General features: G+C 53.3%; 13 protein-coding genes. 8 read left to right on the top strand and 5 right to left on the bottom strand.

Translation table 11 applies throughout. The annotated features are described in order from the left end of the window. Together AB3G37_RS12165 and AB3G37_RS12160 are read left to right on the top strand one after the other, a co-directional pair. Complete coding sequence (locus AB3G37_RS12165) at positions 1–1,440, top strand: glycoside hydrolase family 1 protein (RefSeq protein WP_369787908.1); 1,440 nt, start codon at positions 1–3, stop codon at positions 1,438–1,440. A gap of 41 nt (positions 1,441–1,481) precedes the next feature. Beyond that, positions 1,482–2,918: a 6-phospho-beta-glucosidase gene (locus AB3G37_RS12160; RefSeq protein ID WP_369787907.1), complete on the top strand. Its 1,437-nt coding sequence runs from the start codon at positions 1,482–1,484 to the stop codon at positions 2,916–2,918. A gap of 110 nt (positions 2,919–3,028) precedes the next feature. On the opposite strand, the gene AB3G37_RS12155 is transcribed toward AB3G37_RS12160, so the two are convergent. Further along, positions 3,029–3,178 carry a hypothetical protein gene (locus AB3G37_RS12155; RefSeq protein WP_369787906.1) on the bottom strand — a complete coding sequence of 50 codons (150 nt, stop codon included), beginning with the start codon at positions 3,176–3,178 and terminating at the stop codon, positions 3,029–3,031. Positions 3,179–3,517: 339 nt separating this feature from the next. Here AB3G37_RS12155 and AB3G37_RS12150 point away from each other — a divergent pair, with 339 nt between their 5' ends. The 5 genes from AB3G37_RS12150 to AB3G37_RS12130 all read left to right on the top strand — a co-directional run bounded on the left by AB3G37_RS12150 (position 3,518) and on the right by AB3G37_RS12130 (position 10,191). Next, on the top strand, positions 3,518–4,978 hold the full coding sequence (locus tag AB3G37_RS12150; RefSeq protein WP_369787905.1) for an AMP nucleosidase: 1,461 nt from the start codon (positions 3,518–3,520) through the stop codon (positions 4,976–4,978). A gap of 275 nt (positions 4,979–5,253) precedes the next feature. Next, a complete protein-coding gene (locus tag AB3G37_RS12145; protein ID WP_369787904.1) occupies positions 5,254–6,150 on the top strand; it encodes an ABC transporter substrate-binding protein in 897 nt (298 codons plus the stop codon). Then, positions 6,150–7,076, top strand: a complete 927-nt coding sequence (locus tag AB3G37_RS12140) for an amino acid ABC transporter permease (protein WP_009636139.1) — start codon at positions 6,150–6,152, stop codon at positions 7,074–7,076. The genes AB3G37_RS12145 and AB3G37_RS12140 overlap by 1 nt, the downstream gene beginning before the upstream one ends. Next, complete coding sequence (locus AB3G37_RS12135) at positions 7,069–7,830, top strand: amino acid ABC transporter ATP-binding protein (RefSeq protein WP_009636140.1); 762 nt, start codon at positions 7,069–7,071, stop codon at positions 7,828–7,830. The genes AB3G37_RS12140 and AB3G37_RS12135 overlap by 8 nt, the downstream gene beginning before the upstream one ends. Before the next feature lie 63 nt (positions 7,831–7,893). Beyond that, positions 7,894–10,191, top strand: a complete 2,298-nt coding sequence (locus AB3G37_RS12130; protein WP_369787903.1) for a molybdopterin-dependent oxidoreductase — start codon at positions 7,894–7,896, stop codon at positions 10,189–10,191. Positions 10,192–10,203: 12 nt separating this feature from the next. On the opposite strand, the gene AB3G37_RS12125 is transcribed toward AB3G37_RS12130, so the two are convergent. From AB3G37_RS12125 to AB3G37_RS12110, 4 genes are read right to left on the bottom strand one after another with little or no spacing between them, the layout of a single operon-like run. After that, the gene (locus tag AB3G37_RS12125; RefSeq protein ID WP_369787902.1) at positions 10,204–11,529 is read right to left on the bottom strand and encodes an MmgE/PrpD family protein; all 1,326 of its coding nucleotides are present in this window, start codon (positions 11,527–11,529) and stop codon (positions 10,204–10,206) included. Further along, a complete protein-coding gene (locus AB3G37_RS12120) occupies positions 11,526–12,617 on the bottom strand; it encodes an Ldh family oxidoreductase (protein ID WP_369787901.1) in 1,092 nt (363 codons plus the stop codon). The genes AB3G37_RS12125 and AB3G37_RS12120 overlap by 4 nt, the downstream gene beginning before the upstream one ends. Beyond that, on the bottom strand, positions 12,614–13,765 hold the full coding sequence (locus AB3G37_RS12115; RefSeq protein ID WP_369787900.1) for an amidohydrolase: 1,152 nt from the start codon (positions 13,763–13,765) through the stop codon (positions 12,614–12,616). The genes AB3G37_RS12120 and AB3G37_RS12115 overlap by 4 nt, the downstream gene beginning before the upstream one ends. 37 nt (positions 13,766–13,802) lie before the next feature. Next, the gene (locus AB3G37_RS12110) at positions 13,803–14,333 is read right to left on the bottom strand and encodes a GNAT family N-acetyltransferase (RefSeq protein ID WP_369787899.1); all 531 of its coding nucleotides are present in this window, start codon (positions 14,331–14,333) and stop codon (positions 13,803–13,805) included. A 221-nt stretch (positions 14,334–14,554) separates the two neighbouring features. Here AB3G37_RS12110 and AB3G37_RS12105 point away from each other — a divergent pair, with 221 nt between their 5' ends. Continuing rightward, positions 14,555–15,628, top strand: coding sequence for an iron-containing alcohol dehydrogenase family protein (locus AB3G37_RS12105; protein ID WP_369787898.1), 1,074 nt, complete (start codon positions 14,555–14,557; stop codon positions 15,626–15,628). Positions 15,629–15,641 lie beyond the last annotated feature (13 nt).

Raw genomic sequence — 15,641 nt, 5'->3', positions numbered from 1 at the left:
ATGAAACATCAGCAGCTCAAACCCTTTCCAAAAAACTTCCTTTGGGGAGCTTCGACTTCGGCCTATCAGGTAGAAGGGGCGTGGAATGAGGAGGGCAAAGGACCGTCGGTGATCGACAAGGCAGTATTCGACGCCGAGCTCAGCGATTTCAAAGTCACCAGCGATCATTATCATCATCTTGAGCAAGACGTGGCGCTTTTCGCCGAGCTGGGCTTGAAAACCTATCGATTCTCTATTTCATGGGCGCGCCTGTTCCCGCAGGGCGTGGGTGAAATCAATCCACTCGGCACGGCATTTTATAATCGCCTGATCGACCTGCTGCGTAAGCATAATATTGAGCCGCTGGTCACGCTGTATCATTTTGACCTGCCATGGGCCTTGCAGGAAAAGGGCGGATGGTCGCTGCCGGAAACCATTGATGCATTTGAAAATTATTCACGCACTGCCTTTGAGCTGTACGGTGACCGTGTCACTTATTGGCTGACCATCAATGAGCAAAACATGATGATTCTCAAGGGCGAGGTTATTGGCACCTTGCCGCCGGGCACGCCAGATCCGCAGAAGGTGTTGTACCAACAGAACCATCACATGATGCTGGCTCAGGCCAAAGCGATGATTGCCTGCCATGAGTTGCTGCCGCACGCCAAAATTGGACCCGCGCCAAATATTTCCTGTGTCTATCCTTCCAGCGCACGCCCCGAAGATGTGCTGGCGGCCAACAATTTCAGTGCCATTCGCAACTGGCTGTATCTCGATTTGGCCTGCTACGGCAAATACAATGCAGTGGCGTGGAGTTTTATGGAGGAAAAAGGCTACTTGCCACAAATCACCGAGCAGGAAATGGCATTGCTACGAGAGGGGAAACCCGATTTTATCGCATTTAACTATTATGCCTCAGCAACGGTCGGAGCCGAGAGTTCTGCTAAATGGCGCGAACAGGGCGAGCCTTCGAAAGCCGTGGACCAACAGTTGGCGGGCATCGATAGCAGCGTCTATGCCGGCATGAACAATCCGTATCTGAAGAAAAATCAGTTTAACTGGTATATCGACCCTATTGGTTTTCGAATCACTGCACGCGAAATTTATGAACGTTATCGTCTGCCGCTGATTGTTACCGAAAATGGCCTTGGCGCGTTTGATAAGCTGGAAGCGGGCAACAAGATTTATGACGACTATCGCATTGAATATTTGCGTCAGCATCTTGAGCAGCTGCAACTTGCCATTACCGATGGCGTCGAGATGTTTGGTTATTGCCCGTGGTCGGCGATTGATTTAGTCAGCACGCATCAGGGCATCGGCAAGCGCTATGGCTTTATTTATGTCAATCGCGATGAAAAAGACCTTAAAGATCTGGCGCGCTTTAAAAAGAAAAGCTTCGTTTGGTATCAGCGCGTCATTGAGTCCAACGGGCAAAATTTGGATTCACAGGTCGAATATTAATTTCGACTCAGCCACTTTTATTCATTTTAAAAGGAATCGTTATGTCTAGCAGGCAATTACCGGAAGGTTTTCTTTGGGGCGGTGCAGTGGCAGCGCATCAAGTCGAAGGAGGTTGGGATAAGGGCGGCAAGGGGCCGAGCATTGTCGATGTTTTGACTGCCGGAGCTCACGGTGTGGCGCGCGAAATAACCGACGGCGTTCAGCAAGGGCAGCGTTATCCCAATCACGAAGCTGTAGATTTTTATTCTCACTATAAACAAGATATCGCACTGTTTGCTGAAATGGGCTTTAAGTGTTTTCGTACCTCTATTGCCTGGTCGCGGATTTTCCCTCATGGCGACGAGCAGCAACCTAATGAAGCCGGATTACAGTTTTACGATGACCTGTTTGATGAGCTGCTTAAGTATAATATTCAGCCAGTGATTACTCTTTCGCATTTCGAGATGCCCTACCATTTGGTCAAGGAATACGGCGGCTGGCTGAATCGTAAAGTGGTCGATTTTTTTGTGCATTTCAGCCAAGTGGTGATGGAACGTTATAAGTCAAAAGTGAAATACTGGATGACCTTTAACGAGATCAATAATCAGCGCAACTGGAAGATCCCGCTATATGGCTATTCCTGCTCCGGCGTGCTTTTTCTCGAACAGCCGAATCCTGAACAGACAATGTATCAGGTGCTGCATCATCAATTCGTGGCCAGTGCCAAAGTGGTAAAACTTGGACACGCTATCAACCCGCAGTTCCAGATTGGCTGTATGCTGGCAATGGTGCCTATTTATCCCTGGTCGTGCGACCCCGAGGATGTCATGTTTGCCCAGCAGCAAATGCGCCAGCGCTATCTATTCGGCGATGTGCAAATGCGTGGCTATTATCCGTCTTATATTCTCCGAGAATGGGAAAATAAGGGTTATAAAATCGAGATGCACCCCGAGGATGCAGCAACCTTGCGTGAAGGCTGTACTGATTATCTCGGTTTTAGCTATTACATGAGCACCGCAGTGCAGTTGGTCGAAAAAGATGCGCAGGGCGGTCTGGTGTCAGTTGAAGGCAGCAAGCGCAATCCGCACGTCGCGGCTTCGGACTGGGGCTGGCAAATCGACCCAGTGGGTCTGCGCTACACCTTAAATGCTTTGTACGAACGCTATCAAAAACCGCTATTTATTGTTGAAAACGGCTTTGGCGCGGTAGATATCGTCGAGGTCGATGGCAGTATAAATGATGATTATCGCATCGATTATTTACGCGCTCATATCGAGCAGATGAAAATTGCGGTAATTGATGACGGTGTTGATCTGATGGGTTATACCCCGTGGGGCTGCATCGACTGCGTGTCTTATACCACCGGGCAATACAGTAAACGCTACGGCTTTATTTATGTCGACAAACACGACGATAATTCCGGCACGCAAAAACGTTCGAAGAAAAAAAGTTTTGACTGGTATAAGCAGGTCATTGCCAGCCACGGAGGAGATCTCTAACTCAATCAAGGCCTGCTTTCCATGCAGGCCATTACTAATTCTCCGTAGGTTCAAACAATATTTTTCACAGGGTTAAATTTTATTTTTCGTAAAGACTAACACTGTTATTTTTAAAACGTTGGTGGCGGAAATATTTCTACCAGACTAATATTTTCCGGTTTAACCTGATTCCAGGAAATATGCGTTTCATGGAATGTTTCTACGCCTTCAGCAATAGTATCGACACCCGGCTTGAAGGGGCTATCAAACCCTGTTTGCATAAAGGGTTCATTGAATTTCATTTGGTCAGTTAGAGACGCGCCGGAAATACTATTCGCATGGATTTTGTATAAGTAATAGGTATTTTGGCGGTCTATACTCTGCATATGTCTAAGGAAACTAAAACTGTACTCATCCTCACAATCCTTTTATTGGCAAATCACTCCGGTTTACCGGATCAGGGCCAGGAAATGAAGTCAGTAAAGATCATAAAATTCAGCACAAGACTATTTTTCCTTAACAAAGAGTATCTAAGCTCATAGAGCGCATGATTGAACGATAGGCTATGATTGCGGTTAAGTGATGTTAAAACAATAACGATATTGCGCTAAGGAGTTGTTATGGATAATCAAGGAACACCCCTCAATTTGAACGCAACGCAGGCGATTGACCGTCTTGAGGAGCTCTACGAGGCGTCGCTCTCGACCCTGCGCGAGGCGATTAGCCAATATATCGACAACGGCACGGTGCCGGACCTCAATGCGCGCGCCGACGGACTGTTTGCCTATCCACAGCTGGAAGTTAGCTGGGACGGCAGCGCGCAGACGCCGTATCGCACGCGCGCCTATGGTCGTTTTGCCCATCCGGGGAAATATGTCACCACGCTGACCCGTCCCCAGTTATTCAGAAAATATCTCTACAGCCAGCTGTCAATTCTGGAAAAAGATTACGGTGCTTCCTTTATTGTCAGCGCGTCGAAACAGGAAATGCCTTACCCGTTTGTGATTGACGGCTCTGATCTGCTGCTTGACCGCTCGATGACCGCCGGTCTGGCGCTGAACTTCCCGACCACCGATCTGGCAAAAATCGTTGATGACGTGACCGACGGGGTTTCTACCGCGACCGACACTTTCCCGCTTTCTCATTTTGACGCGCTGCGCACCGATTTCTCGCTGGCGCGCCTGAAACACTATACTGGCACGCCGCCGGAGCATTTCCAGCCTTATGTGCTGTTTACCAACTACACCCGCTACGTTGACGAATTTGTTAGCTGGTCGTGTGCGCAAATTCTTGACCCGAATTCGCCGTATATCGCACTCTCCTGCGCCGGGGGGAATTATATTACCGAGGAAGACAGCGATCCTTCGCGTACCGCGTCGGACTTGGCCTGGAAGAAACACCAAATGCCTGCTTATCACCTGATTGCCGAAAACGGGCAGGGGATCACGCTGGTAAACATTGGCGTCGGGCCATCCAATGCCAAGACTATCTGCGATCACCTGGCAGTGCTGCGCCCCCACGCCTGGCTGATGATTGGTCACTGTGGCGGCCTGCGTGAAAGCCAGACTATCGGTGATTACGTGCTGGCACATGCTTATCTGCGTGATGACCACGTGCTGGATGCCGTGCTTCCGCCAGACATTCCTATCCCAAGCATCGCCGAAGTGCAGCGCGCTCTTTATGATGCGACCAAACTGGTGAGTAATATGCCGGGGGAAGAGGTGAAACAGCGCCTGCGCACGGGCACGGTGGTCACCACCGACGACAGAAACTGGGAGCTGCGTTTCTCGGCTTCGGCGCGTCGTTTTAGTCTCAGTCGTGCCGTGGCGGTTGATATGGAAAGCGCGACCATTGCCGCGCAGGGATATCGTTTCCGCGTGCCTTATGGAACCTTGCTTTGTGTTTCTGATAAACCGCTGCACGGTGAGATAAAACTGCCCGGACAGGCCAATCATTTTTATGAAGGTGCAATTTCAGAACATTTGCAGATAGGTATTCGCGCAATAGATTTGCTGCGTGCCGAGGGCGACAAGCTGCATTCGCGTAAACTGCGCACCTTTGACGAGCCGCCGTTCCGTTAATTGTCTTATAGATTAATTGTCCTATAGATGAAAAAAGCATTGTCTGGATAAATTAGATCTATCAGGGGTCGTCAAGCCGAGTCGGCCCCTGCATTTTCTCCCCCGCTAGCTCCCTGACGCGCCTCGTTTTTCTTCCGCTATTATCCTGCAAAGCATTTCTTTAGCACAAAATTAGCTTAGCTTATCTAATTTAAGCAGTTGTAAGGTCTAAGCCGTACATTGAAAATGTTAAAACTTGCATTTTTTTGTATTTTCATCGGGAAAAAGGTTTAGAAATGAAGTTATTAAAAAAGTTGCTGCTTCCTCTCGTGATTGCCGGAAGTGTACACAGCGTTTGGGCAGCCGATCAGAATGTGCCATTTTCAAGTTCGTTTCATGTTTCTGCGGATAATTCATTAAAAAGCAAACTGCCAGCAGATATTTTAAAACGTGGCTATATCATCGCAGGCACCAACCCGAATACGCCGCCGACCACTTTCTATATGGCCGATAACAAAACGCTGGCCGGACGTGAAATTGATGTCATGACAGCGGTCGCCGAAAGACTGGGCGTTGCTGTGCAGTGGCGTGACACTGGCGGTTTCGACAACATTATTCCCGGCCTGAAATCGGGTCGCTATGACGTGGCGCTGTCTAATATCAATGCCACCAAGGCGCGCCTGAGTCAGGTTGATTTCATTGGCTATTTCGATGCTTCACGTCTGGGGATCATCTCACGTAAAGATGCCAACGTTGCGCCATTCACTTCATTGCAAGAAACCTGCGGCAAGCAGATTGGCGCAGGGGCGGGGACCACTCAGCTGCTGCGTCTTGAAGACGCCAGCAAGAAGTGTGTTGCCGATGGCAAGCCAGCCATTACTATCGCCACCTTCCCGGATCGCCCCGCGGGCGTGCAGGCGGTAGTCAGCGGTCGCGTAGCAATGTTCTTTGGTCCATACGAAGGCTTGACCTATCAGGTCAGCAAAGTGCCAGCCTTGGCAATGAGTGGCCAGATAACGGTTAACGATGCGCCCGTTTCGATTGCATTCCCTAAAGGTTCACCGCTGGAAGATGCCGTTCAGGCCGCGCTGAACTCGCTTATCAAGGATGGTAGCTACAAGAAGATCCTGGATAAGTGGAACATCGGCTACGGCGCGATGAAAGAAGCAAAACGTAACGAAGAGATTTTTTAATGCAAAAGGCAACACCAGAATCGCAGGGCGAACTGCGCATTATCGGTAAAAAATACTACGGCCGCTGGTTCAGTGCCTTTGTGGTATTGCTCATTTTACTGGCCGTAGCCAACTCGGTTATCAACAATCCGCGCTTTGAGTGGAAAGTGATTGCCGAGAACTTCACGGAAGCCTCTATTCTTCAGGGCGTCTTAATGACGCTGCAACTCACGGCCATCTCCGTAATTCTCGGCTTTGCCGGCGGTACGGTGCTGGCTTTGATGCGCCTGTCGTCCAACCCGGTGCTGTCGGCGGTGAGTTGGGCCTACACCTGGTTTTTCCGTGGCGTGCCGATGCTGGTGCAGCTGTTTCTCTGGTACAACGTTGCCGCGCTGTACCCAAAAATTGCCCTTTCACTGCCGTTTGTCGGCGAACTGTGGACTGTTAACGCCAACTCGCTGATCAGCCCGTTCAGCGCGGCGGTCATTGCGCTGGTCATGCACCAGTCGGCCTATGCGGCAGAAATTGTGCGCGCCGGCATTCAGAGCGTTAATCAGGGGCAGTTAGAAGCCGCCAAAGCGCTGGGCTACCGTCCGGCGCAGATTTTTCGTCACACAGTATTGCCACAGGCGATGCGTGCCATTCTGCCTCCGGCGGGCAATGAAGTGATCGGTCAGCTGAAAACCACGGCAGTCGTTTCAGTGATAGCGCTGCAGGACGTGCTGTACTCGGCGCAGATTATTTATCAGCGGACTTATGAAGTTATCCCGCTATTGCTGGTAGCAACGCTGTGGTATTTGCTGATGACTTCCGTGCTGTCGGTGGGTCAGTATTACGTTGAACGCTATTTTGGTCGCGGCACCGTTCGCAACGAAAAACGTTCATGGATCAAACGCAAGGCGCCCGCTCTGGCGGTGAGTAAAGAGAGGGTTGGCAGCAATGGCTGAAGCTATCGAGTTACGTAATATTACTAAACGCTTTTCCGGCAATACCATTCTGGACAACATTGACCTGGATATCGCCGCCGGTTCAGTCACGGTGATCCTCGGTCCTTCCGGCTCGGGAAAATCAACACTTCTGCGCTGCATCAACCATTTGGAAAAGCTTGATGGCGGAACCATTCGCATTGGCGGCCATTTGGTGGGTTATCACCAGAAGGGCCACGCGCTGTATGAGCTAAACAGCAAACAGGTTGCAGCCCAGCGCGCTCAGATTGGCATGGTGTTCCAGCAGTTCAATCTATTTCCGCACCGCACCGTGCTGCAAAATATTATTGATGCACCGCTGCGCGTGAAAAAACAAAATCGCCAGCAGGCAACGCTGAAAGCGCGCTCGCTGTTGCAGCAGGTCGGCCTGGGGTCGCGTGAAAACGACTGGCCGTCTCAGCTTTCCGGCGGACAGCAACAGCGCGTAGCAATCGCCCGTGCATTGGCGATGGATCCAGAAGTTATGCTGTTTGACGAACCGACTTCGGCACTTGATCCTGAGTTGGTCGGCGAAGTGTTGCAGGTAATCAAAAAACTGGCACACTCGGGGATTACCATGGTTATCGTCACCCACGAGGTGGGCTTTGCCCGTGAAGTGGCGGATAACATCGTCTTTATGGAAGAGGGCAAAATCGTGGCAGCCGGGCCGACTGAAGCCGTGCTCGACAGTCAGGAAAACATCCGCGTACGCAATTTTTTGTCAACGGTGCTGTAGAGGCTCATTGCCGTCTATCCGTGTCCGTTGTTGGCCTTTTTTTGCCAGGACAACCCGTCAACCATGACCGTAAAACCTACCACTCATAGCTCCCACTGGGGAGCTTTTACCGCCGTTTTGGACAATGATCAACTGGTAGTAATCCCTTTTTCCGGCGATCCCGACCCAAGTCCACTGCTGAAAAACTTTGAAAATGCGCTCAACCACAAAGTGCGCATTGCTACGCCGATGGTCCGCCGTGGCTGGCTGGAAAATGGCCCCGGTCCTGATGACCGCCGCGGTGCCGATGAATATATCGCCGTTACCTGGGAAGAAGCCTACGCGCTGGCATCGGGTGAGCTGGCGCGTATTGCCGAAGCCTATGGACCGGAGTCGGTATTTGGCGGCTCCTACGGCTGGTCGAGCGCGGGGCGTTTTCACCATGCGCAAAGCCAGGTTCACCGTTTTTTGAACACCACTATCGGCGGCTATGTTCGCTCGGTAAACAGCTACAGTTCCGGCGCGGCGTCGGTAATTTTGCCGCACATCGTCGGCGATATGAACGAAATTGCCCGTCGCGGCGTGAGTTGGGAGGAGATCTCCGAACATACCGACCTGATGCTGTCCTTTGGCGGTCTGGCGCTGAAAAACTCACAGGTCGCCAGCGGTGGGCTCAGTGAGCACACCGAGCGCGGGTTTATCGATAAAGCGGCCAAACGCGGCACAAAATTTATCTCGGTCAGCCCGCTGCAAAGCGATATGCCGGACGAAGCCCAGGGCGAGTGGCTAGCTATCCGTCCTGGCACCGACGCCGCGCTGATTCTTGCTTTGTTGCATGTATTGAAAAGTAACGGTTGGACTGACGAAGATTATCTTGCTCGCTACTGCGTCGGCTGGGACAAAATGGTCGCCTATATCGTTGGCGCGGAAGACGGTCAGGTGCGTGACGCGGTCTGGGCGGCAGAGATTTGCGGCATCAGCGCAGCGCGTATCGAAAAACTCGCCGAGGAGCTGCACGGCAAGCGGGTGATGATCTCCGTGGCGCACGCCCTGCAACGGGCCGAACACGGCGAACAGCCGGTTTGGCTTGGGCTGGTGCTGTCAGCGGCGCTGGGCCAACCGGGACTGCCAGGCGGCGGCTATGGTTATGCGCTGGGGGCTTTGGGCCATTACGGCAAGCATCATAATCAGGTGTCTTATCCCGCACTGCCGCAGGGCAAAAACGGCGTGAAGGATTTTATCCCGGTGGCGCGTATCTCTGACATGTTGCTTAATCCGGGGCAAGAATTCCGCTACAACGGCGAGACGCGCCGTTATCCGCACATTAAGCTGGCGTGGTGGGCAGGCGGCAATCCGTTCCATCATCATCAGGATCTGGCGCGCCTGCGTCAGGCCTTTAACCAGCTGGATACATTAATTGTCCACGAAGTTGCCTGGACTGCCACCGCGCGCCACGCCGATATCGTTTTGCCTGCCACCATGACATTGGAGCGTGAGGACGTGGGCGGAGCGCCAACCGATCGCCATCTGTTTGCCATGCAGCCGGTAGCTAAACCCTTTGGTGAAGCCAAAGACGATTACACGATTTTTGCCGAGCTGGCCAAGAGACTGGGCCGTGAAGAGGCGTTTACCGAAGGGCGCAGCGCGCGCCAATGGCTGGAGCATCTTTACGGGCAGATGCAGGAAAAGTGCCAGCAGCAGGGGATCGACGTGCCAAATTTCAGCACCTTCTGGGACATCGGCCAACTGCAGTTGCCACAGTTAAAGGACGGCGGCAGGCTGTTGCGAAATTTGCGTAACGATCCTGAGCAGCATCCTTTGCCCACGCCAAGCGGCAAAATCGAAATATTCTCGCAAACCATCGCCGATTTTAACGATGCCGACTGCCCTGGGCATCCGGTATGGCTGGAGCCTACGCAAAAACCTGATGCCGGGAATCCGCTGTATCTGATTGCCAACCAACCGGCGACCAAGCTGCACAGCCAGCTGGATTACGGCAAACACAGTGTCAGCCAGAAGCTCGACGGACGCGAGATCTGCCGTTTGCATCCGCAAGACGCGGCCAGTCGCGGGATCAAAATCGGCGATACGGTAAAAATCAGCAACTCGCGCGGCACGGTGCTGGCAAGTGTCGATATAAGCGAGAGGATTATGGCCGGCGTGGTTCAGTTACCCACCGGAGCCTGGTATGACCCGCAGGATCCGCAGGCCGAGAAGCCGCTGTGTCGCCACGGTAATCCCAACGTTTTAACCTTGGACGTCGGCACTTCTTCGCTGGCACAGGGATGTTGCGGGCAGATAACCATTGTCGAGGTTGCCCGCTTTGAGGGAACGGCTCCGGCGGTGCAGGCTTTCGAACCGCCGGTAGTGCTTTACCGTTAAGCTTTGAAGGGATCAGAACGACGTCAGCCGCTTTGCCAGTTCAGTCAGGGCGGCTGGCGAAGTTAACTGACTCAAGGTTTCAATTTCACTCCACTCTTGCTGCGAGGCCTGTGATAAACAGCCTTGTAGCTTGAGTTTCTGATCTACCCCTTTAGCCACGCTTTGCTTGCGGGTTATCCGACAGACCAGCATTTCGCCATTTTTTCGTGACAACGTCACCTGATGAAAACGCTGAGTCGGGTCGATTTCATCCGGCGGTGCTGTGGCGTCTGGGGATCGTTGCACCTTTTTAGCCAAAGCAAAAATTTCCGCATCCAGCGGGCCTTCGCCGAAATCTGCCAGACTCAATCGATTACGCAGCAACACAGCGGCAATCACGTATTCCAGGCTAAAACGGGCTTCAATACCGTTGTGCGGGCAGCGGACCGAGGCAGCAATATCGCCCCCCGGCGGGAAAGACACATCAATACTGTCAAGGTCGTCAGCCAACTCGGCCAGAGGCTTGCCGCTGGTTTGCAGCCATTCTTCGCGCAGCACAAAGGCAGCATCGGCGGCGCTGTGGGTTCCGGCGCAGGTCGGATAAGGCTTGAATTCCAGTCCCGGAGACACGATGCGCCACGGTTCGGCCCAGTGGGCAACCAGTTTTTCCGGCTGCTGCTGTCCACCCCCGCTGCTTATCAGGAAAGCCTCCAACACTGCCGCCGGTTGACCTTCCACTCCGGCCAATGCCAGTTTGGTGGCGATAACCGCTGATTCTGCTGCAAATCCGGCATGCAGTGGTTTAATTGCCGAGCCAAACTGCGCCCGCAAACCGCTGGCACGCGTCGCCGCGATGCCGAGAATATTGGCAGTTTGGTCCACGCTGACATTGACCAGTCGTGCCGCGGCGGCGGCGGCAGCAATAGTCCCCAGTGTTACCGTGCTGTGATAACCGGCTTTATAATGGTACGAACCGGCGGCGAGACCGAGTCGGCCTGCGGTTTCAACGCCGATAATGTAGGCATCGAGAAATGCTTCTCCGCCGAGTTGCGGGTTATCACGCGCCAGGGCAAACAGTGCAGGAAGAATCACCGTGCTCGGATGGCCGCGGAAATCGGGATGAAAATCATCGAAGTCCAGCGCGTGCCCAGCATAGCCGAGTAGCAAAGCCAAGGTTTGCGAGTCACGGGCAGTGTAAACTTTACGCAGGCCGCTCAGCGGCGTATCGACAATTTGACCTTGCACGATTGGCAGTGCGACCGAGACAAAATCCAGCACCCCGGCACGGGCTTTTTCACGCGCCAGAGCAGAAGGCTGCGAACCGGTAATCAGCTCGGCCAGTTGCAGTGTCAGGTTCAAGGTCGCTCTCCCAACAGATAGGCGAACTGGTTTTGCTGGCAGATGTCCCGCAACTGCTGGACCAACGCCGCAGGCAGTGGAATACCTTCATAGCTGCGTTGCTGATGATGGTGATTCTCAGGCTCACCTGCAACCTGCACGGGGCGCTGTGGGTCGCTTGCCGGAGTATCATGCAGTGTGTCGATGATATGATCCAGATCCTGTTCGAACTCGCCTTCGCCACGAAACGCTTTCGGGTCCAGCGCCAGGAAAAAGTGCCCAATGTTCGGCATACCGCTATTGCCGCGGGTCGCGCCAAATGCCGCCGCTGCCAATGGACCAGAGAGAATTTGCGCCATCATTGCCAACCCGTAACCCTTGTGGCCACCGGTTTGCTCTAGACCGCCGAGTGGCGTCAGTCCGCCTTGCTGGTGCTGAAACACGTATTCCATGCCAAGCGAACTGTCGGTGACCGCTTCGCCATGTTCATCGACTACCCAGCCTTGCGGCAGTGGTTTGTGGTGAAAATCGTAAACTTTAACCTTGTTGGCGGCAACAGTGGTGGTTGCCATATCCAAAACGAAATCAGCGTTTTTATTGGCCGGTGCTGCAAAGGCTATTGGATTAGTGCCCAGTACCGGTGACTGTGCGCCGGTCGGCACCAGCATTCGACTGCGGGTGGTGCTGGTCACCAGCGCGATCATTCCCTGCGACGCTGCATGGCGTGCATAAAGCCCCGCCGCCCCAAAATGGTTGGAGTTGCGGACCGCCGCCGCGCCCATACCGAGCTTTTGGGCTTTTTCTACCGCTGTTTGCATCGCTAACATCGCTGTCGCATGACCCAGAGAATCACAGCCGTCAATCACCGCGATAACCGGCGTTTCACTGACGATTTTAGCCTTGGCCGTCGGATGCCATTTTTCAGCTTTCAGCAGCTTGTGATAGTGCGGGAGCATGGAAATACCGTGCGAGTCGATCCCCAACAGATCGGTTTCGATCATCAGCTCGGCAGTTTGCGCAGCGATGGCCGCGTCCATACCCCAGCCGGTCAGGATGACTTCGGCCTGCTGTCGTAATAGCGCGGCCTGATAGGTTAGCTGTTGACTCATTGCAATTTTTCCAGGGCTTTCACCGCCAGACGATGCAGATAATCGGCGGTCGGGAACAGCGCGCGGTCATCAACGCGGAAAGCCGGATGATGCAGGGCGTAAGGGCCGCCGGAGCCGATCATCACGAAGACACCAGGGATTTTCTGCTGATAGAAAGCAAAGTCTTCGCCAATCGGGCTGGCTTCGACGCGCAGCGCTTCAAATCCTGCGGCGGGTGCCTGTTCCAGAGCAAAGTCAGCCCATTGTGCATCGTTAAATACCGACGGCGGACCAGCCTGCCAGTTAAGTTCGATTTTGGCCTCAAACGCGGTGGCGATGCCTTGCAACAGCTGGCGCAGGCGGCGTTCGATCAGCTCGCGAGTGTCCTGATTAAAGGTGCGCACCGTGCCTTCCAGCATCGCGCTGTCTGGAATGACGTTCCAGGTCGAGCCGCTGTGAACTTGGGTAATCGACACCACGGCGTTGTGATCGGACGGCACGTTGCGGCTCATTAGCGTTTGCACTGCGCCAATCACCTGGCCGAGAATGATAATCGGATCGTTGCCGTCGTGCGGGCGGGCGGCGTGGCTGCCGGTGCCCGTGATTTTGATATCAAAACGGTCCACGCTGGCGGTCAGCGCGCCCGCTTTACTGCCCAGCACGCCAACCGGCAGAGTCGGGTCATTGTGAATACCAAAAATCACTGCGGCTTCGTTGAGCGCGCCGGTTGCCAGCAATGCAGGCGCGCCCTGGAAGATTTCTTCTGCGGCCTGGAACAGAATGCGCACACGTCCTGATAACTTATGTTCAATTTTCTTGAGCAGAATGGCCGCACCCAGCGCCGCAGAAGCGTGGAAATCGTGGCCACAGGCGTGCATTACGCCGGGATTTTGCGAGACATAATCGACGCCGGACTGCTCGTCAATTGGCAGGGCATCAATGTCGGAACGCAGAACCACCAGATGTGGCGAACTGGCATCGCCAACTTCGGCCACCAGCCCGGTGGCCAACGGCAGGTCAAGAATGCGGATTTGGTGTTCGTTCAACACTGCCTTAATTCTGGCGGTGGTTTCAAATTCTTGATTAGAAAGCTCAGGGAAACGGTGTAACTCTAAACGAAATGCCTGAATAAGCTGTGCAAGATCCTGATGCTCAGGAATGATTTTCATATTCGATTTCCTTTATAAAGACGTGTGCCGATGGCGATTAGCTGAGGTTTTGTTTAGCCAGCCATTTTTCATGTGCCACAGGGTCGAGGATTTTCTTCATAAATAAGGTGATGTGACCTTTGCCGAGATCTTTTTCCATCATTGGCTGGAATCCGCGTTTCACGTACATATCTTTCAACCACGGATGGCTGGTGGCGGTGCCCAGCGAAACAGCAGGGGATTTAAGCTGTTTGACCAGGATCTCCTGCTCGACCCAGTCCTGGATTTTCTTGCCATAGCCGTGACCGTTGTAATCGGGATGGGCACCAAACCAGCCAATGTGCGGCAGGCCGAACGGACCAGGCAGCGGACCCCACGGATAGCGCAGGGTCACCGATGACACCATCTTGCCATCGACCAGCAGCGCGTAAACATTGTGTTCAGCCAAATGACGGGTCACGCGGGCAAGATCGGCGGTCGCGGCGTCAAAATGAATACCGAGAGCTTTAATGGGCGCGTAGGCGGCCAGCATTAATTCAAGATAAGCGTGATTATCGTCGGGGGTTAATTGCCTGAAAACCTGATTCATCAATATTCTCGTCTTTTCCGTGGTGAAATAAAAAATGCCATTATGTTTTATTGTTTCATTATCTTTTCTTTACTCCGACATGCATAGCAAGCTTTGCTATTTGCTTATCTAAAAAACGCATAAGTAATTGCGAATTATGGAAAAGCGATCTGGCAGTAAGTTATTGCTTATTTCTTTATTTCTCGTAGCATTTCTTTAATTATTCCGAACAGGTTATTGACGTGCTAGCTATTAAATCCCCACAGACTTATTACCATAAATCTGGAATTCGCGCGCTGGCAGGGGAATACATTGCCCCACTGTCTAAACACATCGCGATTATCACCACTACTCGCGCCTGGGAAGCGGTAAATCCTGAGCTGGAATCTAGCTTACGGGCGCACGGCATTCAGTATGCGGTGGAGTTCCTGACCGGCGAATGTTCCGAGCAGGCTCTGGTCGAGCACACCGACAAGGTAAAAGAGCAGGGCGCCACGCTGGTACTGGGCATCGGCGGCGGTCGTGTGCTGGATACCGCCAAGGGTGTGGGCAATCGTCTGGACGGCGTTTCTATCGTGACCTTCCCGACCGTGGCCGCCACCTGTGCTGCCTGGTCGCCGATCACTATTATCTATAACGAAGCAGGCGGCCATGAGCGCAGCCAGCCGTTGACCAAGATGCCTGTACTGGTGTTGGTTGACAGTGAAGTCATTGCCCGCAGTGATGTGCGTTTCTTGAAAGCCGGGATCGTCGACGCGCTGGCAAAATGGTACGAATTCCGCCCTTATCAGCAGAAAAATGCCGACAGTCTGGCGCTGAATCTTAAAGTTATGGCCGCACGGCTGGCGGTAGACACCTTTATGGCGTTCGGCCAGCAGGCGGTCGCCGACAACCAGCAGCAGCGGGTAACGCCTGCGCTTATCAAAGTCATCGACGCCAATATCGCCATGGCCGGTATGGCTAACAGCATGCGCGATGATTTTCCTGCCCCCGGCGTGGCGCACGCGCTGCACAACCGGATGACGCATCAGCCTGAGCTTCACCACTGGCTGCACGGTGAGAAAGTCGGTTTCGGCCTGTTGTTACAGTCAATTTTGGAAAATCACGGCGGAGAACCGGACGCTGTTCTGTTGACGCTGTTGAAACAGTTTGATGCGCCGCTGCGGTTGCCAACTCTGGACGGCAATCGTGAAGAGGCGTTGCAGAAGATGGCGCAGGAAGTGAAGTTTTCGGCGCAAAACGCTGCGCGACTGCCGTTTACGCTGTCAGCAACGACTATCCTGCAGGCTTTAAAAGCCAGTGAACGCGCTTATTAAGAGCTGACCGACG

The sequence above is a fragment of the Rouxiella sp. WC2420 genome, from assembly GCF_041200025.1.
GTDB lineage: Bacteria > Pseudomonadota > Gammaproteobacteria > Enterobacterales > Enterobacteriaceae > Rouxiella.
Note: the sequence above shows the minus strand (reverse complement) of the source record. Positions and strands in the feature narration are given on the sequence as shown.